This window comes from Allobosea sp. (genome assembly GCF_035944895.1).
Classification (GTDB): Bacteria; Pseudomonadota; Alphaproteobacteria; order Rhizobiales; family Beijerinckiaceae; genus Allobosea.
Genome location: NZ_DASZAT010000005.1, coordinates 342,553 through 367,625 on the forward strand (window position 1 = coordinate 342,553; position 25,073 = coordinate 367,625).

A 25,073-nucleotide genomic window follows, 5' to 3' on the forward strand; every position below is an offset into this window, starting at 1 on the left:
GTTTGCCGGGCCGGCCTTTCCCAAGGGCAGGAATACCCGGCGCGAGCTAAGCAAAGGTTGGCGTGACCGAGGGATTTCTTCCTGTTGTAAACGAGGCATGAACGGGATCGCGCCGGCCGCAGGCGGGCTGGTCGAAAAGCCGTTCCGATCACGCTGATTTTCGTAAATATTGAACTATCACCGGCGCCCCTGGAGCGGAATATGTCTTTGAAAATGCTTTGGCTGCGTAGTTAATTTTCAGCGAGCCGAATGATTGAATACTTGAATCAAATCATCTTCAGTCCGTTGCCGAAATGTTAACTACGCCTCGGCAGGATGCGCGGTGGAATTCCAGCCGAGTCCGTCGGCGCGTCCGGCCGCGGATGCGCCGTGCCGGGCCGGATTGAGGAGGCTTGTGGTGTCGGCTGCGTTGGAGGCGGGGGGACGGGAAGACGCGTCGGCGAAAGGCCGCGACTCCGCCGCTTTCAGCCTGTCCGAGTTGCTCCAGCTGCTGCGCCGCCGCCGCTGGCTGGTGATTGCCAGTGCCGCAATCTGCCTGCTGTTCGCGCTCGCCTATCTCGCTGTGCAGGTGCCGGTCTACCGCGCGACCGCCGAACTGCTCGTCGACCCGCAGGCGCTACAGGTCGTCGGCAAGGACATCGTGCGCACCGACACCTCGGCCTCGATCGACTTCGCCAATGTCGACAGCCAGGCACTGGTGATGACCTCGACCGGCGTATTGCGGCAGGTGATCGAGGAACTCGACCTCGAGAACGATCCCGCCTTCGTCCGGCCGCCGGGGCTTCTCTCGCGCCTGCTCGGCAAGCTGGTGCAGCCGACGGCGGAGCAGCGCCTGGCGCAGGCGGTCGATGCATTGAAGCGCGCGATCGTGATCCAGCGCGTCGACAACTCGCTGGTCTTCCGCATCACCGTCTCGCATCCGCAGGCGCAGAAGGCCGCCGACATCGCCAATGGTCTGGCTCAGGTCTATTTCCGCCAGGGCAATGACGGGCGTCGTGCCGTCGTCGAGCGCGCCAATACGACGCTGATCGAGCAGATTGCGGGCTTGAGGACACAGCTCGATGCGGCCGAGCGCGCCGTCCAGAGCTTCCGCAGCCAGCACAGCCTCGTCAGCACCGGCGAGGGCGGGCTGATCATCTCGCAGCAATTGCGCGACCTCTACGGCCAGATCAGCCAGGCGGAAGCCGAGATGGCACGCCAGCAGGCGCGGCGCGACCAGTTGGCCCGCTACCGCAACAGCGACCCGCTGTCCGACACGCTGCCGGAGGCGCTCACTTCTTCGGTCGTGACCTCGCTCAGGGGGCAATACGCCCAAAGCGCGCGCGAGGCGGCGAGCCTCGCCCAGACGCTGGCGCCACAGCATCCGCGCCTGATCGAGATCCGCGCCGAGCTGGCGGAGACGCGCCGGCTTCTCACGGGAGAGTTGGCCCGCCTGCGCGCCACCGTGCAGGAAGGCTATCGCCAGGCCGAGGCCAACCTCGCCAATCTCAGGAAGCGGGCGACGGAGCTGACCAAGTCGCAGGAGGTCAGCGGCGCCGCGCAGATCAAGCTGCGCCAGCTCGAAAGCGAAGCCGAGGCGGTGCGCGTCGTCTACAGCGCCTCGCTGCAGCGCGCCAAGGAGCTGGAGCAGCAGAAGCGGATCGAGACCAATAATTCGCGCATGCTCTCGGAGGCGGTCGCGCCGGCGACGCCGACCAAGCCGCCAGCACCGGTCGTGCTCGCCGCGGCCCTGCTCTTCGGCGCCTGCGCCGGCCTCGGCCTCGCCTATCTGCTGGAATGGCTGCCATCCTCGCGGATCATGCCCGAGCGGCTGAAGCCGCTGGCGCCTCTGACTCCGGAGGCCGCCGGCCAGGCGATCGGCGTCGGCACCGTGGTGTCGCTGCCCGCCGTAGATGCCCGCCGCGAGGATGCGCTGGTGCCGGTGACGCGCCTGCTGCAACGGACGCTCGGCCCGCACCTGCCGGCCTCCGTGATGATCGCCGGCTCGGTCGACGACGCGACGCAGGCGGCGCTCGCCGAGCATCTCGCCAACAGCTTGGCGGCGCATGGCGAGAGCGTGCTGCTCTGCCAGGACGGCTCGGGCCGCGACATGAACATCCGCCGGATCGAGCCGGCCGCTTCGGCCACGGCCCGGCCCGGGCGGCGGCGCAACTTCATCATCATGCGGCGCGCCTCGCCTTCGGACGGCAAGGCCGGCGCGCGTCCGGATGCGATCGTGCTCGCTTCGTCCCTGACTGGCGAGACGCCGCGCAGCCTGGTCGACCAGGCGGCGGCGATCGATCCGGTCGGTGAGCACATCGTCGCGCTCGTCATTCCCGAGGATGCGGGAGGCGGCGCGCGCGGCCTGGCGTCGCGCTGGCTGCGCCGCCCGGCTCAGGCCGCGGCGTGACCGGGCAGGCGGCGATGGCGGGCGGCGTCGACCCGACCCGCCCGATGCCGACCCTGCCGCTCGCGCTGCTGATCGGCGCGCTCACCTTCAACATGGCGTTGTGCTTCATCAACACCAACGTCATGGGCATCAACGACACCATGGTAATGGGGTGCGAGGTCGTGCTGGTCGCGACCGCGCTCTATCTCGGCCTCGGCCGCAACGCCGCGCCCTATCTGCTGCTGGCGGTGTTCTTCTCCTATGCCGTGCTGCTGATGGCGATGCGGCCGCTGATCGACCCCAAGGCGGTGCGCGACTTCCTGATTCCGGTCGCCTTCTATCTGCTCGGCAAGAGCTGCAACGATCCACGCCTGGCCGATCGGGCCGCATTGGTCAGCGGGATCATCGTCGTCGTCTTCGGCCTGTTCGAATTCCTGGCCCTCGACCTCTACGTCACCTATTTCAACATCATCAAATACTATGTCGCGCGCGGCACGGTCGCACCGAGCGACGTCAGCAGCCAGACCGGCGCGCTGTTCGCCAGCGGCCTGCGTCCGGATTCGCGGACGCTGCTGCCCTTCCTCGGGCCGCACCGGGCGTCCTCGGTCTTCCTGGAGCCGATCTCGACCGGCAATTTCGGCGCGATCCTCTATATCTGGGCGTTGAATCGCCCGCAGATGGCCAAGCGCTGGCTGACCATGGCCGCGGGCATGACGGCGATCGTGCTCAGCGACTCCCGCTTCGGCGCCAATGTCTGCATCGTCGCGACGGTCGCCTATTTCACTGCGCCGATCACACCGCGTTTCGTCTGGCTGGCGGCGCCCTTCGTCATGCTGATCGGGTTCGCGATCTACGGCTTCGTCAGCGCCGAGGTGAACTGGCAGAACAACTTCGCCGGCCGGATGCTCTGGACGTCGCGCCTGATCACCTCGCTCTCGCCGGCCGCCGTCTTCGGCCTGTCGCCGGACAAGCCGTTCCTGTCGGATTCCGGCTATGCCTATTCGTTGAACCAGATCGGGCTCTTCGGCGTCATCGGCTTCTGGAGCCTGTTCATCTTCGCGCCGGAAAAGTCGCCCCGGGCCTGGCGCTTCAAGGTCTGCGTCGCGACCTATATCTGCCTGCTGATGATCGTCAGCGATTCCGTCTACTCGATCAAGACGGCGGCCCTGCTCTGGTTCATGACCGGATCGAGCGATGGTGACGCCGGGCCGGAGCCTGTGCCGGCGGCGCCGCGCAACATCGCGCCAGAATATTCTGCCGCAATGGCCGGCCGAATGCACTAAAAATAGAGTATTCGCGGCAATCTGCCGTTTACCACATCTCCAAGCGTCGGGCCTCGAAGCGCTTCCCACAGTCATTCTGCGGCCGGCGCAAGGTAACTTTAAATTTTATGCGTTAGGCCTGACGCAACGAACAACACGGCGTCAAACCAACCGACCCAAGCGTCCCGACGGCGATCGCGAGCGCTCTGCGCCAGCGTATGCCGCCGCACGTCGAGGGCGGAGCCAAAACGGGGCTGCACGGCAGCAGCGATGGCATCAGACAGGGCAGGACCGAAAGATGAAGACCAGGATCCGCGAAATCCTCAAGGCCACCGGCAAGCTGCCGGTCGATGTCGCCACCCTCGCCGATGAGGCCGATCTCTACAATGCCGGCCTCACCTCCTTCGGCACGGTCGAGCTGATGATGGCGCTCGAGGAGGCCTTCGAGGTCGAATTCCCCGACAACATGATGAACCGGCGCAACTTTGCCTCGATCGCCGCGATCGAGAACGCGATCCGCACGATCCAGAGCGAGCACGTCTGATGACGACGCTCGCCCGCCTGGCCGAAGCCGGCTACCAGCTCACCTCCGAGACCTCGGGCGCCAGCGCCGAGGCGCAGAAGGCGATGATCGCCAAGGCGCGCAAGATCGCCAAGATCGCGGCCGAGCATGCCGGCGATGTCGACACCAGGTCGCGCTTCCCGCACGAGGCCTTCGAGGCCCTGAAGCGCGAGCGCCTGCTCGGCATCATGATCCCCGCGGCCCATGGCGGCGAGCAGGCGAGCCATGCGACCATTGCCGAGATCTGCTCGGTGCTGGCCCAGGCCTGCGCCTCGACCGGCATGATCTACGCGATGCACCAGATCAAGGCGTCGAGCCTGGTCGTGCATTGCAATGACGATCCCTGGCACGCCTCCTTCATGGCGCGCATCGCCCGCGAGCAGTTGCTGCTCGCCTCGGCCACGACGGAAGGCGGCGGCGTCGGCGGCGATCTGCGTTCGTCGATCTGCGGCGTGGTGCGCGAGGGCGACGACTTCACCCTCGACAAAGAAGGCTGCCTGATCTCCTACGGCGCGCAGGCCGACGCCATCCTGATCACCTCGCGGCGCACGCCCGAGGCGCCGCCCTCCGATCAGGTCATGTCCGTCCTGACCAAGGACCAGTACACGCTGGAGCGCAGCGCCGCCTGGGACACGATGGGCATGCGCGGCACCTGCTCCGACAATTTCACCTTCTCGGGACGTGCCCCGGCCGAGCAGATCATCCCGGTCTCCTTCGCCGAGATCGCGGCGCAGTCGATGCTGCCCAATGCGCATCTGCTCTGGGCCTCGGTCTGGTACGGCATCGCGGCCGAGGCCGTCGCCCGTGCCGAGGGCTTCGTGCGCAGCGAGGCGCGCAAGCGCCCGGGCTCGACCCCGCCGAGCGCGCTGCGCCTGGCCGAACTGCTCGCCCGCCTGCAGCAGTTCAAGGCGCTGGTCGTCGCCGGGCTCGATCGCTATGAGCGCGCCCGCGGCGATGCCGACGAGCTCTCCTCGATGGGCTTCGTCGTGGCGATGAACAGCATCAAGGTCGTGGCCTCGCAGAGCGTCGGCGAGATCGTGATGCAGGCCTTCCTGATCTGCGGCATCCAGGGCTATCGCAATGACAGCCCGGCGAGCCTGGCGCGCCTGATGCGCGATGCGCTCTCGGCGCCGATCATGATCAACAACGACCGAATCCTCGGCAACACCTCCAACCTGCTGGCGGTCTACAAGCACGACCCCAGCCTCTCCAGGTGATCGCATGTGCCAGAACTGCCCCCAGCCGCAGGGCTTCCTCGCGGAACTGATCGATACCGGCCTGCTGATCGACATCGGCGTTGACGGCCTTTATGGCCGCAGTGGCCTGTTCGAGGAGGTCATCGCCCGCTTCGACGACCTGATCACCCGCCATGGCGGCCAGGACGGCGCCGAGATCGTCCGCTTTCCGCCGGCGATGAGCCGCAAGCATTTCGAGAAGAGCGGCTATCTCAAGAGCTTCCCGCAGCTTGCAGGCACCGTGCATTCCTTTGCCGGCGACGAGCGGGCCCACGCCGAACTGCTGCACAAGGTGGCCGATGGCGTCGACTGGACCGACGGACAGATCTCGACCGAGGTCGTGCTGACCCCGGCCGCCTGCTACCCGCTCTATCCGGTCGTGGCCAAGCGCGGCCCGCTCAAGGCGGACGGCGCGCTGTTCGACCTGCAATCCTACTGCTTCCGGCACGAGCCCTCGAAGGACCCGGCCCGGATGCAGCTCTTCCGGATGCGCGAATATGTCCGCTTCGGCACGCCCGAGCAGGTCACGGAGTTCCGCGCGACCTGGCTCGACCGCGGCCAGGAGATGATGGCCTCGCTCGGCGTGCCGCTCAATCTCGACGTCGCCAACGATCCGTTCTTCGGCCGGGCCGGGCGCATGCTCGCCAACAACCAGCGCGACCAGCGCCTGAAGTTCGAGCTCTTGATCCCGATCGAGAGCGAGGAGAAGCCGACCGCCTGCCTCTCCTTCAACTACCATCAGGACCATTTCGGCACGACCTGGGGCATCCAGACCGCTGCCGGCGAGACCGCGCACACCGCCTGCGTCGGCTTCGGCATGGAGCGTGTCGCGCTCGCCTTGTTCAAGCACCATGGCTACGACGTCGAGCGCTGGCCGGCTTCGGTCCGCAACGTGCTCTGGCCGTGAGTGCGATGACGGCCCAGCAAAAGATCGCCGCGCCCGCCGGTCTGGCGGGCCGGCTCCTGCCGGTGGATCCGCTCGCCTATGACAGGCATGCCATGCATGCCGGCGAGCGGCACTGGCCGCAGACCAATTGCTATGCCGACCTCTGGATCGAGATCCTGCACGCGCTGGGTATGGAGCCGGCGGCCGCCTTCGGCTTCACGATCGCGCAGGATTTCGAGGGCGACCAGTTCACTTTCTTCAAGCCGCCGCTCGACGATCTCGAAGCGCTCTATGGCCTCAAGGTGACGGAGCTCGCGCTCTATGACGAGCTGATCGGCCATATCGAGCAGCAGATCGGGCTCGGACGCCTCGTCCTGCTCGAACTGGATTCCTTCTACATGCCCGATACCCGCGGCGTCTCCTATCGCGACAGCCACGGCAAGACGACGATCGCGGTGAACCGGCTCGACCGCGCCGCCCGCGAGCTCGATTATTTCCACAATGACGGCCTGCATCGAGCCGAAGGCGAGGATTTCGACGGACTGTTCCGGTTGCTGCCGGGGCAGATGCGCGACGACACGCTCTTCCCCTATGCCGAGATGGTGCGCCTGCCGCAGCGCCGGCCAGACGAGGCAACCCTGGGCGCGACGGCGCTGAAGCTGCTCGCCCGCCATGTCGCGCGCCGGCCGAGCGACAATCCGGTCGCGGCCTTCCGGGCTGTGGCGACCGCGCAGGCTGAGGCGCTGGCCGAGCGGCCGGGTGCGGCCTTCCATCACTACGCCTTCAACACGCTGCGCCAGCTCGGCGCCAATTTCGAATTGCTCGCCAGCCATCTGACTTGGCTTGGCCAGAGCGTGAACGGGCTGGATGCTGCCCGCGACGGCTCCCTGCGCATCGCCGAGGGCGCCAAGGTGGCGCAGTTCCATCTTGCCAGGGCGATGAAGCAGAAGCGCTTCGAGCGCTTCGACGCGACGCTCGCCGGCCTCGTCACCGAGCATGACCAGGTCAGCGAGGCGCTCGGGCAGCGCTTCCCCGGCTGAGCCATGGCCCGCATCGTCGCGCGTAGTGGGGAACGGGTCGAGCCGCTCGCAGGCTGGACCTGGCTCGCGACGCCGGCCGATGCCGCCGCGACGCCGGCCGATTTGCTCGAGGCCGGCGACTGGCAGGAGGCTGCGGTACCGGGCACCGTCGCAGGAACGCTGCGCGCGCTCGGACGCCTTGATGACGCCAGCGCCAACGCGATCGGCCAGCAGGATCACTGGTATCGCACGCGGCTGACCGAGCCTTTGAATGGACGCCTGCGCTTCGAAGGCTTGGCAACCGTCACGGAAATCTGGGTCGGCGGGATCAAACAGGCAGACAGCACCTCAATGTTCGCCGCGGTCGAGCTCGTCGTGAACTGCCCGGCCGGAACCGAGATCGCTCTGTGCTTCCGCGCCTTGGCGCCGAAGCTCTCCGCCGCGCCGCGCCGATCCCGCTGGCGGCCGGCGATGATCCAGCCCAACGGCCTGCGCTGGTTCCGCACTACAGCTCTCGGCTCGATGCCGGGCTGGTGCCCGCCCGGCCTGCCGACCGGGCCGTATCGGCCGGTTCTGCGGATCGAGAGCGAGGCGGGTGCGCCACAGGTCGAAGCCGTCGACCTGCGCACGAGCTATGATGGACAGACCGGCACCGTCTCGCTCAGCCTGACGCTGGCCGCAAATGCGTCGCTGGCAGGTAGCGCGTTCATGCGCTGCGCCGGCAGCGAGGCGGCTTTGCGCGTAGATGGCGACAGTCAATTAGCCGGCACATTGTCCCTGCCGGGCATCGCACCCTGGTTTCCCCACACCCATGGCGAGCCGGCGTTGCACGATCTCTCCCTGACGCTCGACGGCGAGACGATCGAACTCGGCCGCATCGGCTTCCGCTCGCTCGAGGTCGACCGCGGCGGGGATGGCGACGGCTTCGGACTGATCGTCAACGGCGTGCCGGTGTTCTGCCGCGGCGCCTGCTGGAGCAATGCCGACGTCACCACGTTGGCCGGCGGTCGCGCGGCTTACGAGCCCTGGCTCCGGCTGGCGCGCGAGGCCGGGATGAACATGATCCGCCTGCCCGGCGTGATGACCTATGAGGACGACGCCTTCTTCGCGCTCTGCGACGAACTCGGCATCATGGTCTGGCAGGAGATGATGCTGGCCAATTTCGACTATCCGCAGGGCGATGCCGGCTTCCGTGCCGCGATCGCGGCGGAGGCCGAAGTGCTGCTCGGCCGCACGCAGGGCTCGCCGAGCCTTGCCGTGCTCTGCGGCGGCAGCGAGGTCTTCCAGCAATCGGCGATGCTTAGTGCGCCGCCCGAGGCCTGGTCCGGTCCGGTCTTCGACGAGGTGCTGCCGCAGGCGGTTGCTCGCCTTCGCCCCGACATCGCCTATGTCCCGAACTCGCCTTCGGGCGGGCCATTGCCCTTCGTCGCCGACAAGGGCGTGACGCATTATTACGGCGTCGGCGCCTATATGCGCGGGCTCGACGATGCCCGCCGCGCCAATGTCCGCTTCGCTGCCGAGAGCCTCGCCTTCGCCAATGTACCGGAAGAGGTCTCGCTGCGATCAGGCAAGCCGCCTTCGATCACCCATCATCCCGACTGGAAGCGCGCCGTGCCGCGCGATGCCGGCGCCTCCTGGGATTTCGAGGATGTGCGCGACCACTATCTCGAACGGCTCTACGGCCTCGAACCGGCGCGTCTGCGTCGCGAGGACCCGGAGCGCTATTTCGCCTTGTCACGCGCGGTTGTCGCCGAGGTGATGGAAGAAACCTTCGCTGAATGGCGCCGGCCGGGCTCGCCGACGCGGGGAGCGCTGGTCTGGCTGCTGCAGGACCTGCAACCCGGAGCCGGCTGGGGCGTCATTGCCAGTGACGGCGAACCGAAATCGGCCTGGCATGGGCTCGCCCGCGCCTTCCGACCGGTCCAGCTCACGCTGACCGACGAGGGCGTCAACGGCCTTGCCCTGCATGTCCTGAACGAGCGCCCGGAGCTGCTGGCCGCGACCGTCGAATTGACCTGCTGGCGGGCCGGTGAGGTCGCTGTGATCCAGGCGAAGCGCGACGTCGCACTTGCCCCGCGCGCGGCGACGACGCTCTCGGCCTTCGAGCTGATCGGCCGCTTCTTCGATATCGCCTATGCCTATCGCTTCGGCCCGCCCGGCCATGACGTGACCTCGGCCGTGCTGCGTGATGCCGCGAGCGGTGCGGTGCTGGCGGAAGCCTTCCACTTCCCGCTCGGGCGCGGCCATGAGCGCCATCACTGCGGGCTCGCCGCAAAGCTGGAACGGGAAGGCGACGATTGGAGCCTAGTCCTGTCGACCCAGCGCCTGGCGCAATCGGTCGAGATCGTCGATGCCGGTTGGCGGCCGGAGCGGAGCTGGTTCCATCTTGCGCCGGGCGAGCCGCGGCGGGTTCGCTTGCACCGACGCCCGGGCACGAGCGGCGAGCCATCGGGCGAAGTCCGCGCGGTCAATGCGCTCGATCGTGCCGGCTACGCCGCGGGGGCGTAAGTCTCAGTCGTTGGTGCCGACGAGGGCGTTGATCTCGCTGCGCCTCGCCTCGACATGCCGCAGCAGCGGATCGAGATGCGGGACGCGGTCGCCGGCCGCTGCGAAGGGGACGGCCTCGCGCACCAAGGCGAAGAGCTTGCCGGTCACCGCGCCGAGCGGCGTCGCCTTGCGGCTCTGGGTCGCCTGCGCCGCGACCATCAGCTCGACCCCGGCGATCGACCGGCACAGGCCCGCTACCTCCAGGGTCTTGCGCGCCGCGAAGGTCGCCATGCCCGCCCGGTCGAGATTGCCGTTGGAATGGCTTGAACTCGCCAGCTCCTGAACCACCGGCGCCGTCGCCAGTCGCGCCTCCGAGGTGATCGCTTTATGAAATTGGGCGAGGCCGTTGAAACCGGGCAGGCCGACGCCGTCCTCCTCGATCAGCCCGACCGTCAGGCCCGACCAGAAGGAATCGACCTGCTTGGCGACGCGCTCGGCTGAAGCCGTCACGACCGGCGCGAAGGCGAGGCGGGTGATGTCGAGCGCCATCGAGAGCGAGACCGTGTCGAAATTTGCGACTGAGACCAGCGAGCGCTCTTCCAGCGAGACGATCGGGTTGTTCTGGCTCGACCGGAACTCGGTCTCGATCTGGCGCCAGGCGAAATCCAGGCTGTCCGCCGCCGTGCCGTGCAGCAGGGGCAGCGAGCGGAAGCTTAAGGGATCCTGCAGATGGCGCGGCCCGCCTTTGGCCATGATGTAGCTGCCGTCGAGATAGCGCCTGATCCGCCGGCCATGCCGCTCCAGCCCGGCGAAGGGGCGCGACCGCAAGGCGGCTTCCGAGACGATCGACGGGTTAGCGGCGAAGCCCTCCATGCTGAGCGCGCCGATCAGGCTCCAGAGGTCGAGGCTGCGCTGCAGATCGGCCATGGCGAGCGCCGCGATGCCAAGCGCCAGCGCGCTGGAGTTGAGCATCGCCAGCGCTTCGCCAGCCTGCAGATCGAGATCGCCGTAGAGCGCCAATGCGAGGTCGGTGATCGGGGCCATGTCGCTCTGGCCCATCGAGCCCCAGACATGCACGTCGATCTGCCGGTTGCTGTTGAGCGCTTCTGCAAGGCGCTCGGCCAGCAGAGGGCGTACGCCGAGGCGCCCGCTCGCCATCGAGTTGAGCAGGACGAGCATCATCGCCCGGACCGGCTCGGGTGAGGCGAGGGGGCCATGCGCGACATTATGGGTGAGCAGCAGGCGGCGGTTGAACTCGCCGATACGCTCTGGCGCGAGCGGCACGCCGGTCTTGGCGCCGACGCTGGTGGTGACGCCATAGACCTTCTCGCCGCGTGCCACGGCTTCGTCGATGATGGCACGGGCGGCCTTCATCCGCTCGACGGCCTCCGGCGTCAAAGCGACGGGCGCCTTCTCCCTGGCGACGCGGGCAATCTCGTCGATCGTCAGGTCGAAGCCGGTGATGTCGACATGGCTCATGATCGCTTGTCCTGTCCTCGGGCGCACTGCTCGCTAACCCCGTCAATAAAGCGAAGCTTGGAGGCGCGCAGGGGCGCGGCCTCGATTTCACCTCGCGAAACGCAACGCGGGCACCCAGCCGACTTCCGTCATTCGACTAGTTTCAGCCCGTCGAACGGACGGTGCGCATGGCAATCACCTATGAATTGGTCAAGGAGGTCACCGCCAATCTCTATGATTGGTCGCTGCGCCGCATTCCTGAATCCTCCAAGGCCGAGTTCCGCAAGGCGCTGGCGACGGAAACGGAGCCGCAGGCCCGCCAGACGCTCGCCTTCATGCTCGACAGCGCCGAGCGGGCGGAGACCACCGGCAAGTTCCTGTGCTCGGATGCCGGCGTGCCGAGCTACTCGATCAAGATCGGCTCCGGCGCGCGCATGGAGGGCGATATCCGCCAGGCAATCGTCGACGGCTTCGCCGAGCTGACCCGCACGATCCAGCCGCCGCTCCTGCGCTTCGTCACCAATCCCCTGACCAATGAGCGCAGCTTTCACGGCAAGGACATGCCACTGGTCTCCTGGGATCTCGTCGGAGAAGGCGATTATCTCGACATCACCTGCGCGCCCAAGGCGCTCGGCGGCGGGCGCTGGGCCGCGGTCGAGATACTGGTCAGCCCGAGCATCGACGAGATCGAGCGCTGCATCCTGGAAATCGTTCTGCGCGCCGGCGGCCAGCATTGCCCGCCGGTGGTGATCGGCGTCGGCATCGGCGGCACCTTCGACCATGCGGCCAAGCTCTCCAAGGACGCGACCCTGCGCCCCTTCGGCGAACGCAATCCTGAGGCGATGGTCGCTGAGATGGAGGAGCGCCTGACACGCGCGGTCAACCAGATGGGGTTCGGCCCGATGGGCGTCGGCGGCGCGACCACGACCTTCGGCGTCCACATCGAATACGCTTCCGGCCACGGCTTCACCCCGGTCGCGGTCTCGTTCAATTGCTGGATCAACCGGCGGACAAGGGCGCGGATCTATAATTCCGGCGTGGTGGAGCGGATCGAATGACCGGCCTGTCTCCCATCCGCCTGACCCTGCCATTGACGCCCGAGGCTGCGCGGGCGCTCAAGGTCGGCGACGTCGTGCTGCTCGATGGCGATGCCGTCGCGACCGTCGGCATGCCTACCCAGAAGCGCATGGTCGCGGAGGTCGAGGCCGGGCGCGAATTGCCGCTCTCGCTGCGCGACGGCACCTTCTTCCATATGGGCGTTAGCTATGAGGACGATGGCGGCCGGCCGGGTGCGGTCCATTACGTCAACCCGACGACCTCCAGCCGCTTCAACCATCTGATGCCGACGCTGATCCGGGGCCTGCGCCTGACCGCGACCGGCGGCAAGGGTGGGCTCTCGCAGGACAGCGTCGATGCGATGCGCGAAATCGGCTGTATCTATTTCTCCTTCGTCGGAGGCGCTTCGGCGCTGCTGAGCGAGGGCGTGGAGGCGGTGACCGATTGCGCCTGGCGCGACCTGATTATGCAGTTCCGCCTGAATCGGCTGCGGCTGAACGGTTTCGGGCCGGTGATCGTCGCGATCGATGCCAACGGCAACTCGATCTATGAGCGGCTGATGTTGTCGGCCCGCGAACGCATGCCCGAGATCATCCGTTCGCTCCACCCCACGGAACACGACAACGGGACCGACCGATGAAAGCGATCGAGATCACCAGGCCGGGCGGACCCGAAGTCCTCGCCTTCTGCGACCGCCCCGTGCCGGCGCTCGGCCCCGGCGACGTGCTGATCCGCGTGCGCGCGGCTGGCGTGAACCGGCCCGACATCCAGCAGCGGCGCGGCCTCTATCCGCCGCCGCCCGGCGCCACCGACCTGCCCGGCCTCGATGTCTCCGGTGTGGTCGAGGCCGTCGGTGCCGAAGTCAGCTGGCCGAAGGTCGGCGATGCCGTCTGCGCGCTCGCCAATGGCGGCGGCTATGCCGAGTTCTGCGCCGTGCCGGCCCTGCAATGCATGAAGCTGCCGAAGGGCTTTTCCTTCGCGCAGGCGGCGGCGCTGCCGGAGGTGTTCTTCACCGCCTGGAACAATGTGATCTGGCTCGGCAGGCTCGCTGACGGGGAGACCTTGCTGGTCCAGGGCGGCACCAGCGGCGTCGGCATGGCTGCGATCCAGATCGCCAGGCAACTCCGCGGCGCTCGGGTGATCGCGACCGCCGGCACGGCCGAGAAGCGCGCGGTCTGCCTGGAGATCGGCGCCGATTTCGCCGTCGACTACCGTGCCGACTGGGTCGCCGAGATCGAGGCGGCGATCGGCAAGGAGAAGGTCGACGTCATCCTTGATGCGCAGGCCGGGCCCTATACCGAAAAGCAGCTGCAATTGCTGGCGCCCGATGGTCGCGTCGTGCTGATCGCCAGCCATCTCGGCCAGATGGCCGAGGTCAATGTCCGCAACATCGTCCGTCGCCGGCTGACCCTGACCGGCTCGACGCTGCGGCCGCGCGATGCCGCCTATAAGGGCCGGATCGCCGCCAAGCTGGTCGAGAAGGTCTGGCCGCTCTTGGAGAGCGGCGCGATCCGCAGTCATGTCTGCGCCAGCTTCGACTGGCGCGATGTCCGCGATGCGCATGCGCTGATGGATGCGGGCGACCAGGTCGGCAAGGTCGTCCTGACCATGCCGGAATAGTCCGGCGGGACTGCGCGAATAACTATCCGCTTGGGAGAATTCTCATCTAGAACAGCGGTTCGTGCTCGCTTAGCCGGATCCCGCTGCGTGTTCTCGTTCGCGCCCGTCCAGTCCGTTCTCAAGGCGCTGCGGCTGCTGACCGAGGTCAATCGCTGCAGCGTCGCGACCGTGGGCGAACTGCATCGCCGCACCGGCATGCCGAAGCCGACGATCGTGCGCCTGCTCGAGACATTGATGGAAGCCGGCTATGTCGTGCGCGACGAGCGCATGCGCGGCTATCTCGTGACCTCGCAGGTGGCGCATCTGAGCTCGGGCTTCCATGGCGCGCCGATGGTGATCGAGGCGGCGCGGCCCTGGGCGACCGCGCTGACGCGCCAGATCAAATGGCCCTGCGCCGTCTGCCTGCTCGACTATGACGCGGTGGTCGTGCGCTTTTCGACGATCCCCGACAGCCCGATCTCGCCCTTCCATGCGACGCTCGGCTACCGGCTCAACCTCGGTGGCCGGGCGCTGGGCCGCGCCTATCTCGCCTTCTGTCCCGATGAGGAGCGCGAGGTGCTGCGCGCCGCGATGCGTAGCTCGGCCGAACCGGAGAACAGCAGCCTCTCCGACGAGGATGTCGCGCGCATGATCGAGCAGGCGCGCTGGCGCGGCTACACCGAGCGCGACCCTGTCGCCGAGCCGACGAATTCCGCGACGATCGCGGTGCCGATCAAGCTCGGCGAGCGCGTGCTCGCAACCTTCGGCGTCACCTTCTTCCGCGCCGCGGTACCCAATCCCGAGGACAAGGCCAGGATCATCCACCCGCTGAAGAAGGCGGCGGCGAATATCGAGGCGCAATTGGAGGCGCTGTCGCAATCCATGGGCGTTGCGTTTCAAGGCGAGAAATAGCGGCGCTTTCCCGCGGGGCGCGCCCGGCCCGCGCCTAGTGTCCGGACAACAGCTTCAAAGCGATATTGTCCGGAGGAAACCCCACATGATGCGGCCGATCTCACGCCGTGGCTTCATGGCGTCCATGGCAGGCGCCGGTGCGCTGGCCGCCAGTGGGCGGGCTTTTGCCGAAACCTGGCCGAGCCGGCCGGTCACCATCGTCGTGCCGTTCCCGGCGGGCGCTTCGACCGACGTCGTCGCCCGGCTGCTGGCGGAGAAATTGCGCAGCGAGCTCGGCCAGGGCTTCGTCGTCGAGAACAAGACCGGCGCCGGCGGCAATATCGCCGCCACCGGCGTCGTCCGGGCGGCGGCAGACGGCTACACCCTGCTGTTCTCGTCCTCGGGGCCGCTCGCGACCAACAAGCTGCTCTACAAGAAGCTGGCTTTCGATCCGCTCGTCGATTTCGCGCCGGTCGCGCTGCTCGGCGACGTCCAGGGCATCGTCGCTGTGCACCCATCGCTGCCGGTGAAGTCCCTCGCCGAGCTTGTCGCCTACGGCAAGGCCAACCCCGGCAAGCTCACCTTCGGCAGCCCGGGCTTCGGCCTGATGGGCCACGTCACCGGCGAGCTGATCCAGCGCAAGGCCGATTTCCAGATGACGCATGTGCCCTATCGCGGCTCGGCCCCGCTCTCGACCGACCTGCTGGCGGGAACGGTCAATGTCGCGATCGACTTCATCCCGGCCTACATCCCCCTCGTCAAAGCTGGTGCCGTCCGCGCGCTCGCGGTCAGCAGCGACCAGCGCGCGCCGCAATTGCCGGATGTCCCGACCCTGGCCGAGGCTGGCCTGCCGGGCGTCAACGCAACCGGCTGGTTCGCAATGGTCGGGCCGAAGGGGCTGCCCGAGCCGGTCGTCGCGCGCATTGCTGCGATCACCCGCGCCTATGTCGAGAGCGCCGAAGGGCGCGAGAAGCTCGCCACGATCGGCGTACGTTCGCTCAGCGGCGATGCGGCAGCAGTGCGGGCTGCGCAGAGCCAGGAAATTGCGAAATGGGCGGATGTGGTCCGCGCCGCGGCGATCTCGCTGGATTGACCTGAAGATAACGAAACGGAGCCTGGCCTGTGGTTCGCCCAGGCCAAGCTCCCGTTGTCCATTCGGCCATGGCTAATCGAGTCGCCTGACGTGACGAATGTCGCGATTGGGTGGAGGCGTTGACGTTCGACCACCGCCGGAAAGCAGACATAACCAGACGACCGTTGCCTGCCGACCGCGATCGGCCCTCGGCGGGCATTCGCGGGAGGCGCTGCTCACCAGGCGAGCCGCGGGCTCGTCATGGCACTCCGATTTCCGCCCCTGGGCCAATTTGCCGCCCCAAGCCCGCCATGTTCCTAACTCGCCATTAACCTCGATCGTTCATTTCCTCGAAGGAGTAGTGGGCTTCGCGCGGGCTGTAGCCGCTGCGGTGCGAGGGTGGCAAACCATGCGGCTGATCGTCGGCGCAATCATCGTCTTCGCCTGCGTCTTCGGCAGTTACGCGGCCATGGGCGGCCACCTCCTCGTCCTGTGGCAGCCGTTCGAATTCGTCATCATCCTCGGTGCAGCGATCGGTGCCTTCGTCATCGGCAATCCCCCGCCGGTCCTCAAGGCCGTGCCATCCATGCTCGGCACGATCTTCAAGGGATCCAAATACAGCCAGGAGTGCTATGTCGAGCTGCTGGGGATGCAGTATTCATTGTACAAGCTCGTGAAGCAGAAGGGCATGCTTGCGGTCGAGGAACACATTGAAAATCCAGAGAAATCGACGCTGTTCAATGCCTTCCCGACATTTGCTGCGAACCACCATGCGGTCGAGTTCGTCTGCGACTACATGCGCATGTTGACGCTGGGCGCCAACAACGCTCACGAGATCGACGCTCTCATGGACGAGGAACTGGAGACGCACCACCAGGAGCAGGAGCGTCTCGTTTCGGCCATGCAGTCGCTTGCCGACGGAACGCCGGCGCTCGGCATCGTCGCCGCCGTGCTCGGCGTGATCAAGACGATGGGGGCGATCAAGGAGCCGCCGGAGGTACTGGGACACCTGATCGGCGGCGCGCTCGTCGGCACCTTCTTCGGCGTCTTCGTCGCCTACGGCTTCTTCGCGCCCATGGCGGCGTCGCTCAAGAGCACCTTCGAGGCGGAAGCCAAATACTTCCTGTCACTCAAGGCGGGTCTCCTCGCCCATATCAGCGGCCAGCCGCCGGTGATGGCGGTCGAATTTGCTCGCAAGGCTTTGATGAGCGACGTTCGCCCGACCTTCAGCGAAGTGGAAGCGGCAACCGCCAAACTGGCCGCCTAGAGCCGGCCCAATCTCCAGCAGGGACTCGATGGCCAAGCCCGCCCAGCAGATTATCGTCAAGAAGGTCAAGAAGGCCGCTCATGCGCATCATGGCGGCGCCTGGAAGATCGCCTATGCGGACTTCGTGACCGCCATGATGGCGTTCTTTCTGCTGATGTGGCTGATCAGCATGACGACGCAGGAGCAGAAGGAAGGCCTGGCGGAGTATTTCGCGCCGGGGGCCGTGAGCCCCAGCACCAGTGGCGCTGGCGGCATGCTGTGGGGTACCGCCCTCGACAAGTCAGGCAGCAAGCCGTCGCCCCCACGCGAGGTGGCGACGGGGACCTCCAGGCCGGAGGACAGCGCGCGCCGGAGCAGCTCCGGCGGTACCGGCGACCGCGAGGCCAATCGCTCGGCTGCCGGCCAGCAGGCCAGCCACAGCGCGATAGCCAGCCTCCGGCAGGCGCTCCAGAGCATGCCCGAAATTGCCGACCTGTCGCGCAACATCGTGATCGAGCCGACCAAGGAGGGGTTGGATGTCGCCCTCATGGACGAGTCCGGCCGCTCCATGTTCCCCGAGGGCTCGGTCCAGCCCTATCCGAGCACCCGTCGCGTGCTGGAGACGCTCGCGCCCACCCTGCGCCGCCTGCCCAACCGCTTGGTTGTCACCGGCCACACGGCCGCCGCGCGTCCGGGCTCGGTGGTGAGCGTCGATCCCTGGAGCCTTACCACCGGGCGTGCGCTCGCCGTGCGCGAGATCCTGTCGGGTGCGGGGTTCCCCAATGACCGCTTCGCGTCCGTGATCGGACGCGCCGATACCGAGCCGGTCTTCCCCGACAATCCCTACATCTCGCCAAACCGACGGGTGAGGATCACTCTGCTCAATGAAGAGCCGCCATTGCCCCCGAGCCACTTTCGCTGAACACATCGCCTCGACGGCTTCACGGTCTGTTTGGGGGCGAGCTCGAGGCTGACAAAACGTGAGTGGCTGATCATCGCAACGCTGAGCATGTGCGTCGCGGCATCAGCGCCAGCCGATCGCGAAACGCCATCCATCACGTCAGGCGGCGGCCTCCAGCCCCAGTAGCTCCGCCGCATGCCCGCCGGTCAGGCGCTTGATCTCGCTTTCCGTGAACTGCAGGTCGAGCAGGTGGCCGACGATCTCGCGATAGCCGTCGATCGGGCGCGGTGAGCCCGTGAGGCCGAGATCCGAGCAGAGCACGGTGTTCTCGACGCCGGCCACCTCGATCACCCGGCGCAGCTCCGGCGGCTCGAACTTCTTCGACTTGCCCTCGACGAACATGCAGATCGAATGCTCCATCACCGCGCCGAGCGAGACGAGGTCACGGATTTCCGCATCGCTGCAGTTGTTGACCATGTAGGTCGGGTGGTTGACCAGGAGCTTCCTGACGCCGCGGGCCTTCGCCTCCTCGAACACCGCGAAGAGCTCGGGCGTCGAGAGATGCCCGCCGGCGAGGATGATGTCGCCCGCCGCGATCAGGTCGAGGATCAGCTTGACGTCGTCGGTCAGCTTGCCGTCGGCCCCGAAGGGCGTCAGCGGGATCGGATCGAGCATCTTCTGCGCGGTCTTGGGGAAGGTCTTCACCGCACCGGAGGCGAGCACGTCGATATGGTTCCTAGCCGAGAGCGTCGGCATCCAGACGATCCTGCCGCCGAGCTTGATGGCGTGATCGACCGCATGCGGGTTGAAGCCGCCCGAGGCGTTGTTGAGCGCGATGCCAGAAAACAGCCTGACGCCGGTATCCGGCACCAGCTTCTCGAGCAGGATCGAATGAGCGGTGCCGAGATAGAAATGGTCCTTGTAGACGACGGCGCGGAACTTCGCCGCGGCGGCATCGAGCATCGCCTCGTGATGGTCGAGGATGCGCGGCATCGCGGCCGGGCCGCTATGGCAGTGCAGGTCGACGGCGCCGACCAGGAGATCGGCGATCTGACGGCTGCGGGCATCGGCGGTCGGGGTGGTGGCGGTCATGTCGCAGGACCTCAGGCGGTTTCGCCGGGCATCGGATAATCCGCGGCGTTGATGACCCAGCCGGGCTTCTGCGAGAAGTCGAGACGGGGCGGCGAGAAGATGTCGATCATCTGGTTCAGCCCGGGCAGGACCGAGCGCGAGGTGTGGATCGAGGGCGGCGGGATCACGGTCAGCGAGGGCGCCGCCATCAATTCGTGCTCGTCCTCGCGCCAGATCCGCATGTCGGGCGTCCACGGCCAGCGGATGTCGTGGATATAGCCGCCGTCGATCACGAGGGAGCCCTGCTCGAAATCGTCATGGTGATGCGGCGAAAGCGCGGTGACGTCGCGCAGGCCGAAGCGCGGGTCGAGCATGTTCACCATCAGCGTGGTGCAGCGGAAGATGCGGCCGAAGCGGCCTTCGCCGCCGCCTGCATCGAGGCTGTAGGCGCGGATCCTGAAGCCGCCTCGCGGCTCCGGCCAGGGCTCGAGCAGCGCGACATTGGCATGGGGCTGCGCATAGGAGGCGGCGTTCGAGCAGGCGGCGGCCAGCTCGGCCGCGACGCTCGAGAAGATCCGGATGATGCGTCCGGCGCCCTTGAGCGTGATGCGCGAAGCGCCCGGCGGCACGAAGACGATCGAGTTGCCGGCGACCTCGACCGTTTCGGCCCCGGCCGTGACCGTCGCGCCGAGTTCCTTCTCCGGCAGGATCAGACAGTATTCGTCCGGCTGCGCCGCACGTGCCAGCACAGCGCCCGGCTTCACCTCGGAATAGGCGGTGATGAAGTTCTGGCCGCGCGCCAGCCAGGTGCGCTCGTTCCCGTTCGCCTGCTGTGGCTCCTCGGCATAGAAGCGGGCGTAGTCCGCACCGGCATAGGCCTTGACCGGAGCAGCCTTCGTCGCTGCGGGGGCGGCGAGCTTCGAGCGAGGATCGCTGGAGGGATAGCTCACGGGTTGATGTCTCCTATCGCGCGCCGGGGTTCTCGACCCGGCTCCTGGCTGTCTGCATCTGCGCCAGGGTTTCACTCGCGGCCCTGCGCAAAAAACCCTGGTCGGAGGAGAGGATGAAGGCGCTGGCGCCGCGCTCGGCGAACCCCGCGGATTCCTCGCCATTGTCGGTCATCACGCAGACCGGCTTGCCGGCCTTCTTCGCGGCGGCAAGGATCGTATCGACGGCGTTGCGGACTTCGGGCGCATCGCGGGTCGGTGCGCCGAAGGCGACGGTGAGGTCACCGCGGCCGATGAAGACGGCATCCAATCCCTCGACCGCGAGGATGGCGTCGATCTCAGCCAGCGCCGACGGATCCTCGATCATCGCGATCGTCGCCACCGCCGCATCGGCGGAGTCGACGAGGTCCCACATCTTGCTGCCGCCATAGCGGCCGGCGCGGGTGACGCCGGAGAAGCCGCGCTTGCCGCCGCGGTAGCGACAGGCGGCGACGAGGGCTTCAGCATCTGCGACGCTCGCGACATGCGGGGCGAGGATGCCGACCGCGCCACAGTCGAGCGAGGCCTGGATCGCGTCGCTCGTCAGCGTCGGGACGCGCACGACGCCGGCGACGCCGGCCGCCCGTGCCGCCAGCAGCACGAGGTCGGTGGTGACGCGGTCGAAGGGTGCGTGCTCCTGGTCGACGACGATGAAGTCGAAGCCGCTATTGCCGAGGATCTCGGTGGCATGCGGGCTCGGCGTCTTGACGAAGCTCCCCGCCAGGAAGGCGCCGCTGACGAGGCGCTGACGGAAGCTGGACTGGGCGGATGTCTGCATGGTCTGCCGTGCCGATGTCGATAATCGGATGATGGCACTCCCGCTCCCGGATATGGCCGGAAGTCCCGGCGTTTCACACCTCGAAATCAGTCGAGGCGCGCGCCCCCTGCGTCAGAAAGCCGTCAGGATCGCGCTGGGATCCGGCGAGGAAACGTCGGATACGACACTCGGGGGGAAGGGTATCCGAATGAAGACACGCCTGTTGCTGATCGCCGGCCTGATGGCAGCCTGCGTCATGCCGGCTACTGCCGGCACGCTCGAGACCGCAAGGGGCCGCGGCGAGATGATCTGCGGCGTCAGCCCGGGTGTCGCCGGCTTCTCGGTGCCGGACGAGGCCGGGCGCTGGGGCGGCTTCGATGTCGACATCTGCCGGGCCGTCGCCGCCGCCGTCTTCGGCGATGCCGGCAAGGTCCGCTACACCCCGCTCAGCCCGAAGGACCGCTTCGTCAGCCTGCAGAGCGGCGAGATCGACGTGCTCTCCCGCCAGGCGACCTGGACCCTGTCGCGCGATACCCAGATGGGCCTGCGCTATGTCGGCGTCGGCTATTATGACGGCCAGGGCTTCATGGTCCGCAAGTCGTTGAACATCAAATCGGCTAAGGAGCTCAACGGCGCCTCGGTCTGCGTGCCGACCGGCACCACCACCGAGCTCAACATCGCCGATTACTTCCGCGCCAACGGCATGAAGTTCGAGGGCGTTGCCTTCGAGGCCGGCGATCAGGTCGCCAAGGCCTTCGAATCCGGCCGCTGCGACGTCTTCAGCAACGACGTCTCAGCGCTCTCGGCCTATCGGCTGAAGCTGGTCAACCCGACCGAATACGTGATCCTGCCGGAGCTGATCTCGAAGGAGCCGCTCGGCCCCGTCGTGCGCCAGGGCGATGAGATGTGGACCAGCATCGTGCGCTGGTCGCTCTATGCCATGCTCGTCGCCGAGGAGCTCGGCGTAACCTCAGTCAATGCCGAGGAGCAGAAGCGCACCGGCTCGCCCGAAGTCCAGCGCCTGCTCGGCGTTTCCGCGAATCTCGGCGAGTCGATGGGCCTCAAGCCGGATTGGGCGCTGCAGATCGTCAAGCAGGTCGGCAATTACGGCGAAGTCTACGAGCGCAATGTTGGCTCCGGCTCCAAGCTCGGCATCGAGCGTGGTTTGAACAAGCTCTGGACCCAAGGTGGCCTGCAATACGCGCCGCCGGTGCGCTGATGTCGTTGTCGGGCCGCTATCCTGCCGAGGTGCTGAGCCGCTTCGCCGCTGCCCTGCTGGCCGCGGCCGGGACGCCGCCCGATAATGCCGCCGTGGTGGCGCAGGCTCTCGTCGATGCCGATATAGAGGGCCTGGCGTCACACGGCCTGCTCCAGCTGCCGATGTATCTGGAGCGGATCGCGCAGGGCTCGGTCGATCCCGCGGCCAAGGGCGAGATCGTTGTCGATGCGGGCGCGCGCCTGACGCTCGACGCCCAAAATGGGCTCGGCCATGTCACGGCCGAGCGTGCCTGCGAGATCGCGATCGCCCGTGCGGCCGAGCATGGCGTCGCCATCGTGGCCGTCCGCAACGCCTTCCATTTCGGCGCGGCCGGGCGCTTTGCCCGCAGGATCGCGCTCACCGGCAAGATCGGCATCGTCATGGCCAATACCCGCCCGATGCTGCCGGCGCCGGGCGGCGCCGAGGCGGTTGTCGGCAACAACCCGCTGGCGATCGCGGTGCCGACCGGCGACGAACCCATCGTCCTCGACCTCGCGATGAGCGCCGGCGCGATGGGCAAGGTCCGGCTGGCGGCGAGCAAGGGTGAGCCCATTCCCGAAGGCTGGGCCCAGACCGCCGAAGGACTGCCGACCCGCGACGCCGCCGAGGCGATCAAGGGCGTGCTCCTGCCGGCGGCGGGGGCGAAGGGTTTTGGTCTCGCCGTGATGGTCGATCTGCTCGCCGGCGGCCTGTCGGCCGGCGGCATCGGCAGCGAGGTGCAGCCGCTCTATGGCGATCTTTCCCGGCCCTATGGCAGCGCCAACCTGGTCATCGCGATCGAGATCGAGGGGATGCGGCCGCTCGCAGACTATGAAGCGGCCGCAGTGGGCTTCGCCGATCGCGTCCGGCAGTCGAAGCCGGTTCCGGGCGCCGCTCCGATCCGCCTGCCGGGCGATCGCGCTGTCGAGGCGCGCAACCGTTTCGACGGCAGCTGCGCGCTGGCGGCGGAGACCCTCCGCCTGCTGCATGCGCATGCCAGCCGCCTTGGGGTCGCGATTCCGGACGCTCTCGGCAGCTGAGCTCGATCCGTGACTGATAGGGTACAATTAAAGCCGTTTTGTTGATATACAAAACCAGTTATCGCATATCAAACGAAAGCCTCGACCATAGGTCGATCGCCGTGAGGAGAAGGCCGCATCATGACATCGCAGTCCTCCCGTGCTCCAGCCCTCTCCGGCAAGGTCGCCATCGTCACGGGCGGCGGCACCGGCATCGGCCTGGCGATCGCCAGAATGTTCGTCGACGAGGGCGCGCAGGTCGTGATCGCCGGCCGCTCCCAGGCCTCGCTCGACAAGGCCGCAGCCGGGATCGGGGCGCATGCCATCGCCGCCGACGTCTCGCAGGAGGCCGATGCCGCCAGGCTCGCCCGGGAGACGGCGGCGCGCTTCGGTGGCGTCGACATCCTCGTCAACAATGCAGGGGTGACCGGGCAGGTCGCCAATGCCGAGGACCTCGACATCGCCCAATGGGACGAGACCATGGCAATCAACATCCGTGGCACGATCCTCTGTATCAAGTACTGCGTGCCGCTGATGCGGGCGCGCGGCGGCGGCTCGATCATCAACATGTCGTCGCTGATGGGCCTGCGCGGCTATCCGATGCGCAGCGCCTATACCGCGACGAAGTTCGCGGTGATCGGCATCACCCAGGCCGTCGCGCAGGAGGTCGGCATCCACGGCATCAGGGTCAATGCGCTCTGCCCCGGCGCGGTCAATGGTGAGCTGATGCAGCGCGTCATCGCCGCCCGCGCCGCCAAGGAGAACCGCCCGGCGGAGGAGATCATCCGGGTGAACTACACCGACAAGGCGGCGCTGAAGCGCTGGGTCGAGCCGGAGGAGGTGGCGCGCGCCGCCCTGTTCCTGGCGAGCGGGCAATCGTCCTCGATCACCTCCGAGAGCATCAAGGTCGACGCCGGCCGGATGTGATCGGGCTGGCCAGTCGGCTGCCAGCCCTGCCGTGCAGCTCAGTCCTGCGCCACGCTGCCGCGAAGCCCGCGGGGGCTCGGCATCAGCGCCGCGACGCGGGCATCGCTCTTCGGCGGCGCGATGAAGGTCCGCGCGAGCCTCTTGGGCATGTCGAGATCGAAGGGCCGGCTCGGCGGCAGCGTCGCATTGCTGACGAGATGCGTGGCCGGGCTGGCGGATGCGGCGGCGGCCGGAGCCTCCGGCGCGTAGGCCAAAGGCGCATTGGCGAAGGAGGTCGGCACGGAGGAGGCGCTGGCGGCGAGCGGGGCCGGCGTGGTGACCGCGGCCAGCTGGTAGCTCGGCTCCTCGATGCGGCGGCGCTCCGGACGCTCGCCCTTGACGTAGAAGGCGTTGCCGCCCGCCACCGTCACATAGTGCATGTTGGTGTAGGAGAAGCGCAGGCCGGCCATGTGGAAATGCTTGGCGTTGCCGACGGCTTCGTTACGCTTGCCGGCGAGGATGGCGTCGGCGGCGGCCTCGGCCTTGGGCATGTCGCGCGCCACCATCTGGCGGGTCAGAACGCCCGGCGCGAACTGGCGCGGCGCGCCGACGACGCCGCAGATCGTCTCGGGATAGCGCGGTGACCCCACCCGGTTCATCACGACCGTGCCGACGCCGAGCAGGCCTGATTCGCTCGACCGGTTCGACTCGAAATACATGGCGCGGACCAGGCATTCCCGCTCGCGCGGGTCGGCCTTGGCCAGCTCGATCGCCCGCTTGCGGGTCTCGTGGGTCTGCTTCGTCGTCGTTGTGGGGCTAGCCGTCGTCGTCGAGGCGGTTTGAACGGGCGCTGTGCTGCAAGCGCCCAGGACCGGCGCAGTCAGCGAGATCAGAAGCGGGATCGCCTTGCGGCCGTGGCGGCTCTTACCCAGAGAACGAACGGCATCTGCAGCGATCGCGGTCCGCTTCATGCGGTGACCTCCTGATTACGGGATCTCGGCTGCCGCAATCAGCGAGCCATCGTCACCGGCAAGGAAACCCGAACCTCTTACCAG

Annotated in this window: 22 protein-coding genes; 17 read left to right on the forward strand and 5 right to left on the reverse strand. The window is 67.3% G+C overall.

What is annotated here, in order from left to right:
• Positions 1-397: 397 nt before the first annotated feature.
• From VGV58_RS04080 to VGV58_RS04110, 7 genes are all read left to right on the forward strand, one after another.
• On the forward strand, positions 398-2,389 hold the full coding sequence (locus tag VGV58_RS04080; RefSeq protein ID WP_326872699.1) for a GumC family protein: 1,992 nt from the start codon (positions 398-400) through the stop codon (positions 2,387-2,389).
• Positions 2,386-3,651 (forward strand): UDP-phosphate alpha N-acetylglucosaminyltransferase, encoded by a 1,266-nt coding sequence (locus VGV58_RS04085; protein WP_326872700.1) that lies wholly within the window; start codon positions 2,386-2,388, stop codon positions 3,649-3,651. Before VGV58_RS04080 ends, VGV58_RS04085 begins: the two co-directional genes overlap by 4 nt.
• A gap of 277 nt (positions 3,652-3,928) precedes the next feature.
• Positions 3,929-4,174: an acyl carrier protein gene (locus VGV58_RS04090; RefSeq protein WP_326872701.1), complete on the forward strand. Its 246-nt coding sequence runs from the start codon at positions 3,929-3,931 to the stop codon at positions 4,172-4,174.
• Positions 4,174-5,409 (forward strand): acyl-CoA dehydrogenase family protein, encoded by a 1,236-nt coding sequence (locus tag VGV58_RS04095; RefSeq protein WP_326872702.1) that lies wholly within the window; start codon positions 4,174-4,176, stop codon positions 5,407-5,409. The genes VGV58_RS04090 and VGV58_RS04095 overlap by 1 nt, the downstream gene beginning before the upstream one ends.
• 4 nt (positions 5,410-5,413) lie before the next feature.
• Entirely contained in the window at positions 5,414-6,334 is a 921-nt protein-coding gene (locus VGV58_RS04100) for an amino acid--[acyl-carrier-protein] ligase (protein ID WP_326872703.1), read from the forward strand.
• Positions 6,335-6,339: 5 nt separating this feature from the next.
• Entirely contained in the window at positions 6,340-7,353 is a 1,014-nt protein-coding gene (locus VGV58_RS04105; RefSeq protein ID WP_326872704.1) for a DUF1839 family protein, read from the forward strand.
• Between the two features lie 3 nt (positions 7,354-7,356).
• On the forward strand, positions 7,357-9,840 hold the full coding sequence (locus VGV58_RS04110) for a glycosyl hydrolase 2 galactose-binding domain-containing protein (protein ID WP_326872705.1): 2,484 nt from the start codon (positions 7,357-7,359) through the stop codon (positions 9,838-9,840).
• Between the two features lie 3 nt (positions 9,841-9,843).
• Here VGV58_RS04110 and VGV58_RS04115 read toward each other — a convergent pair whose 3' ends face one another.
• Entirely contained in the window at positions 9,844-11,298 is a 1,455-nt protein-coding gene (locus VGV58_RS04115) for an aromatic amino acid ammonia-lyase (RefSeq protein ID WP_326872706.1), read from the reverse strand.
• A gap of 167 nt (positions 11,299-11,465) precedes the next feature.
• Between VGV58_RS04115 and VGV58_RS04120 the strand changes: the two genes are divergently transcribed.
• From VGV58_RS04120 to VGV58_RS04150, 7 genes are all read left to right on the forward strand, one after another.
• Positions 11,466-12,335, forward strand: a complete 870-nt coding sequence (locus VGV58_RS04120; protein ID WP_326872707.1) for a fumarate hydratase — start codon at positions 11,466-11,468, stop codon at positions 12,333-12,335.
• Positions 12,332-12,973 carry a fumarate hydratase C-terminal domain-containing protein gene (locus VGV58_RS04125; RefSeq protein ID WP_326872708.1) on the forward strand — a complete coding sequence of 214 codons (642 nt, stop codon included), beginning with the start codon at positions 12,332-12,334 and terminating at the stop codon, positions 12,971-12,973. Before VGV58_RS04120 ends, VGV58_RS04125 begins: the two co-directional genes overlap by 4 nt.
• On the forward strand, positions 12,970-13,953 hold the full coding sequence (locus tag VGV58_RS04130) for an NAD(P)H-quinone oxidoreductase (RefSeq protein WP_326872709.1): 984 nt from the start codon (positions 12,970-12,972) through the stop codon (positions 13,951-13,953). The genes VGV58_RS04125 and VGV58_RS04130 overlap by 4 nt, the downstream gene beginning before the upstream one ends.
• Positions 13,954-14,040: 87 nt before the next feature.
• Positions 14,041-14,844: a DNA-binding transcriptional regulator gene (locus tag VGV58_RS04135; RefSeq protein ID WP_326872710.1), complete on the forward strand. Its 804-nt coding sequence runs from the start codon at positions 14,041-14,043 to the stop codon at positions 14,842-14,844.
• An 85-nt stretch (positions 14,845-14,929) separates the two neighbouring features.
• Positions 14,930-15,916 carry a Bug family tripartite tricarboxylate transporter substrate binding protein gene (locus VGV58_RS04140; protein WP_326872711.1) on the forward strand — a complete coding sequence of 329 codons (987 nt, stop codon included), beginning with the start codon at positions 14,930-14,932 and terminating at the stop codon, positions 15,914-15,916.
• Between the two features lie 388 nt (positions 15,917-16,304).
• Positions 16,305-17,162 (forward strand): flagellar motor stator protein MotA, encoded by an 858-nt coding sequence (gene motA / locus VGV58_RS04145; protein WP_326872712.1) that lies wholly within the window; start codon positions 16,305-16,307, stop codon positions 17,160-17,162.
• A 28-nt stretch (positions 17,163-17,190) separates the two neighbouring features.
• Complete coding sequence (locus VGV58_RS04150) at positions 17,191-18,063, forward strand: flagellar motor protein MotB (RefSeq protein ID WP_326872713.1); 873 nt, start codon at positions 17,191-17,193, stop codon at positions 18,061-18,063.
• Positions 18,064-18,201: 138 nt separating this feature from the next.
• Here VGV58_RS04150 and VGV58_RS04155 read toward each other — a convergent pair whose 3' ends face one another.
• The 3 genes from VGV58_RS04155 to VGV58_RS04165 are packed head-to-tail and all read right to left on the reverse strand — an operon-like array spanning position 18,202 to position 20,877.
• Positions 18,202-19,134, reverse strand: coding sequence for a DUF6282 family protein (locus VGV58_RS04155; RefSeq protein ID WP_326872714.1), 933 nt, complete (start codon positions 19,132-19,134; stop codon positions 18,202-18,204).
• Positions 19,135-19,145: 11 nt separating this feature from the next.
• A complete protein-coding gene (locus VGV58_RS04160) occupies positions 19,146-20,063 on the reverse strand; it encodes a cupin domain-containing protein (protein WP_326872715.1) in 918 nt (305 codons plus the stop codon).
• A gap of 13 nt (positions 20,064-20,076) precedes the next feature.
• On the reverse strand, positions 20,077-20,877 hold the full coding sequence (locus VGV58_RS04165; protein ID WP_326872716.1) for an HpcH/HpaI aldolase family protein: 801 nt from the start codon (positions 20,875-20,877) through the stop codon (positions 20,077-20,079).
• A gap of 187 nt (positions 20,878-21,064) precedes the next feature.
• Here VGV58_RS04165 and VGV58_RS04170 point away from each other — a divergent pair, with 187 nt between their 5' ends.
• From VGV58_RS04170 to VGV58_RS04180, 3 genes are all read left to right on the forward strand, one after another.
• Positions 21,065-22,075 (forward strand): amino acid ABC transporter substrate-binding protein, encoded by a 1,011-nt coding sequence (locus VGV58_RS04170; protein WP_326872717.1) that lies wholly within the window; start codon positions 21,065-21,067, stop codon positions 22,073-22,075.
• A complete protein-coding gene (locus VGV58_RS04175) occupies positions 22,075-23,133 on the forward strand; it encodes an Ldh family oxidoreductase (RefSeq protein WP_326872718.1) in 1,059 nt (352 codons plus the stop codon). Before VGV58_RS04170 ends, VGV58_RS04175 begins: the two co-directional genes overlap by 1 nt.
• A gap of 120 nt (positions 23,134-23,253) precedes the next feature.
• Complete coding sequence (locus tag VGV58_RS04180; protein WP_326872719.1) at positions 23,254-24,039, forward strand: SDR family NAD(P)-dependent oxidoreductase; 786 nt, start codon at positions 23,254-23,256, stop codon at positions 24,037-24,039.
• A gap of 38 nt (positions 24,040-24,077) precedes the next feature.
• On the opposite strand, the gene VGV58_RS04185 is transcribed toward VGV58_RS04180, so the two are convergent.
• Complete coding sequence (locus tag VGV58_RS04185) at positions 24,078-24,989, reverse strand: cell wall hydrolase (protein ID WP_326872720.1); 912 nt, start codon at positions 24,987-24,989, stop codon at positions 24,078-24,080.
• Between the last annotated feature and the right edge of the window lie 84 nt (positions 24,990-25,073).

Bases quoted from the DNA above. Each gene is read 5' to 3' on its own strand.
- VGV58_RS04105 (WP_326872704.1), top strand. From the start codon at position 6,340: ATGACGGCCCAGCAAAAGATCGCCGCGCCCGCCGGTCTGGCGGGCCGG.
- VGV58_RS04120 (WP_326872707.1), top strand. From the start codon at position 11,466: ATGGCAATCACCTATGAATTGGTCAAGGAGGTCACCGCCAATCTCTAT.
- VGV58_RS04125 (WP_326872708.1), top strand. From the start codon at position 12,332: ATGACCGGCCTGTCTCCCATCCGCCTGACCCTGCCATTGACGCCCGAG.
- VGV58_RS04115 (WP_326872706.1), bottom strand. From the start codon at position 11,298: ATGAGCCATGTCGACATCACCGGCTTCGACCTGACGATCGACGAGATT.
- VGV58_RS04095 (WP_326872702.1), top strand. From the start codon at position 4,174: ATGACGACGCTCGCCCGCCTGGCCGAAGCCGGCTACCAGCTCACCTCC.
- VGV58_RS04185 (WP_326872720.1), bottom strand. From the start codon at position 24,989: ATGAAGCGGACCGCGATCGCTGCAGATGCCGTTCGTTCTCTGGGTAAG.
- VGV58_RS04175 (WP_326872718.1), top strand. From the start codon at position 22,075: ATGTCGTTGTCGGGCCGCTATCCTGCCGAGGTGCTGAGCCGCTTCGCC.
- VGV58_RS04110 (WP_326872705.1), top strand. From the start codon at position 7,357: ATGGCCCGCATCGTCGCGCGTAGTGGGGAACGGGTCGAGCCGCTCGCA.
- VGV58_RS04170 (WP_326872717.1), top strand. From the start codon at position 21,065: ATGAAGACACGCCTGTTGCTGATCGCCGGCCTGATGGCAGCCTGCGTC.
- VGV58_RS04165 (WP_326872716.1), bottom strand. From the start codon at position 20,877: ATGCAGACATCCGCCCAGTCCAGCTTCCGTCAGCGCCTCGTCAGCGGC.
- VGV58_RS04090 (WP_326872701.1), top strand. From the start codon at position 3,929: ATGAAGACCAGGATCCGCGAAATCCTCAAGGCCACCGGCAAGCTGCCG.
- VGV58_RS04155 (WP_326872714.1), bottom strand. From the start codon at position 19,134: ATGACCGCCACCACCCCGACCGCCGATGCCCGCAGCCGTCAGATCGCC.
- VGV58_RS04130 (WP_326872709.1), top strand. From the start codon at position 12,970: ATGAAAGCGATCGAGATCACCAGGCCGGGCGGACCCGAAGTCCTCGCC.
- VGV58_RS04180 (WP_326872719.1), top strand. From the start codon at position 23,254: ATGACATCGCAGTCCTCCCGTGCTCCAGCCCTCTCCGGCAAGGTCGCC.
- VGV58_RS04100 (WP_326872703.1), top strand. From the start codon at position 5,414: ATGTGCCAGAACTGCCCCCAGCCGCAGGGCTTCCTCGCGGAACTGATC.
- VGV58_RS04140 (WP_326872711.1), top strand. From the start codon at position 14,930: ATGATGCGGCCGATCTCACGCCGTGGCTTCATGGCGTCCATGGCAGGC.
- motA (WP_326872712.1), top strand. From the start codon at position 16,305: ATGCGGCTGATCGTCGGCGCAATCATCGTCTTCGCCTGCGTCTTCGGC.
- VGV58_RS04150 (WP_326872713.1), top strand. From the start codon at position 17,191: ATGGCCAAGCCCGCCCAGCAGATTATCGTCAAGAAGGTCAAGAAGGCC.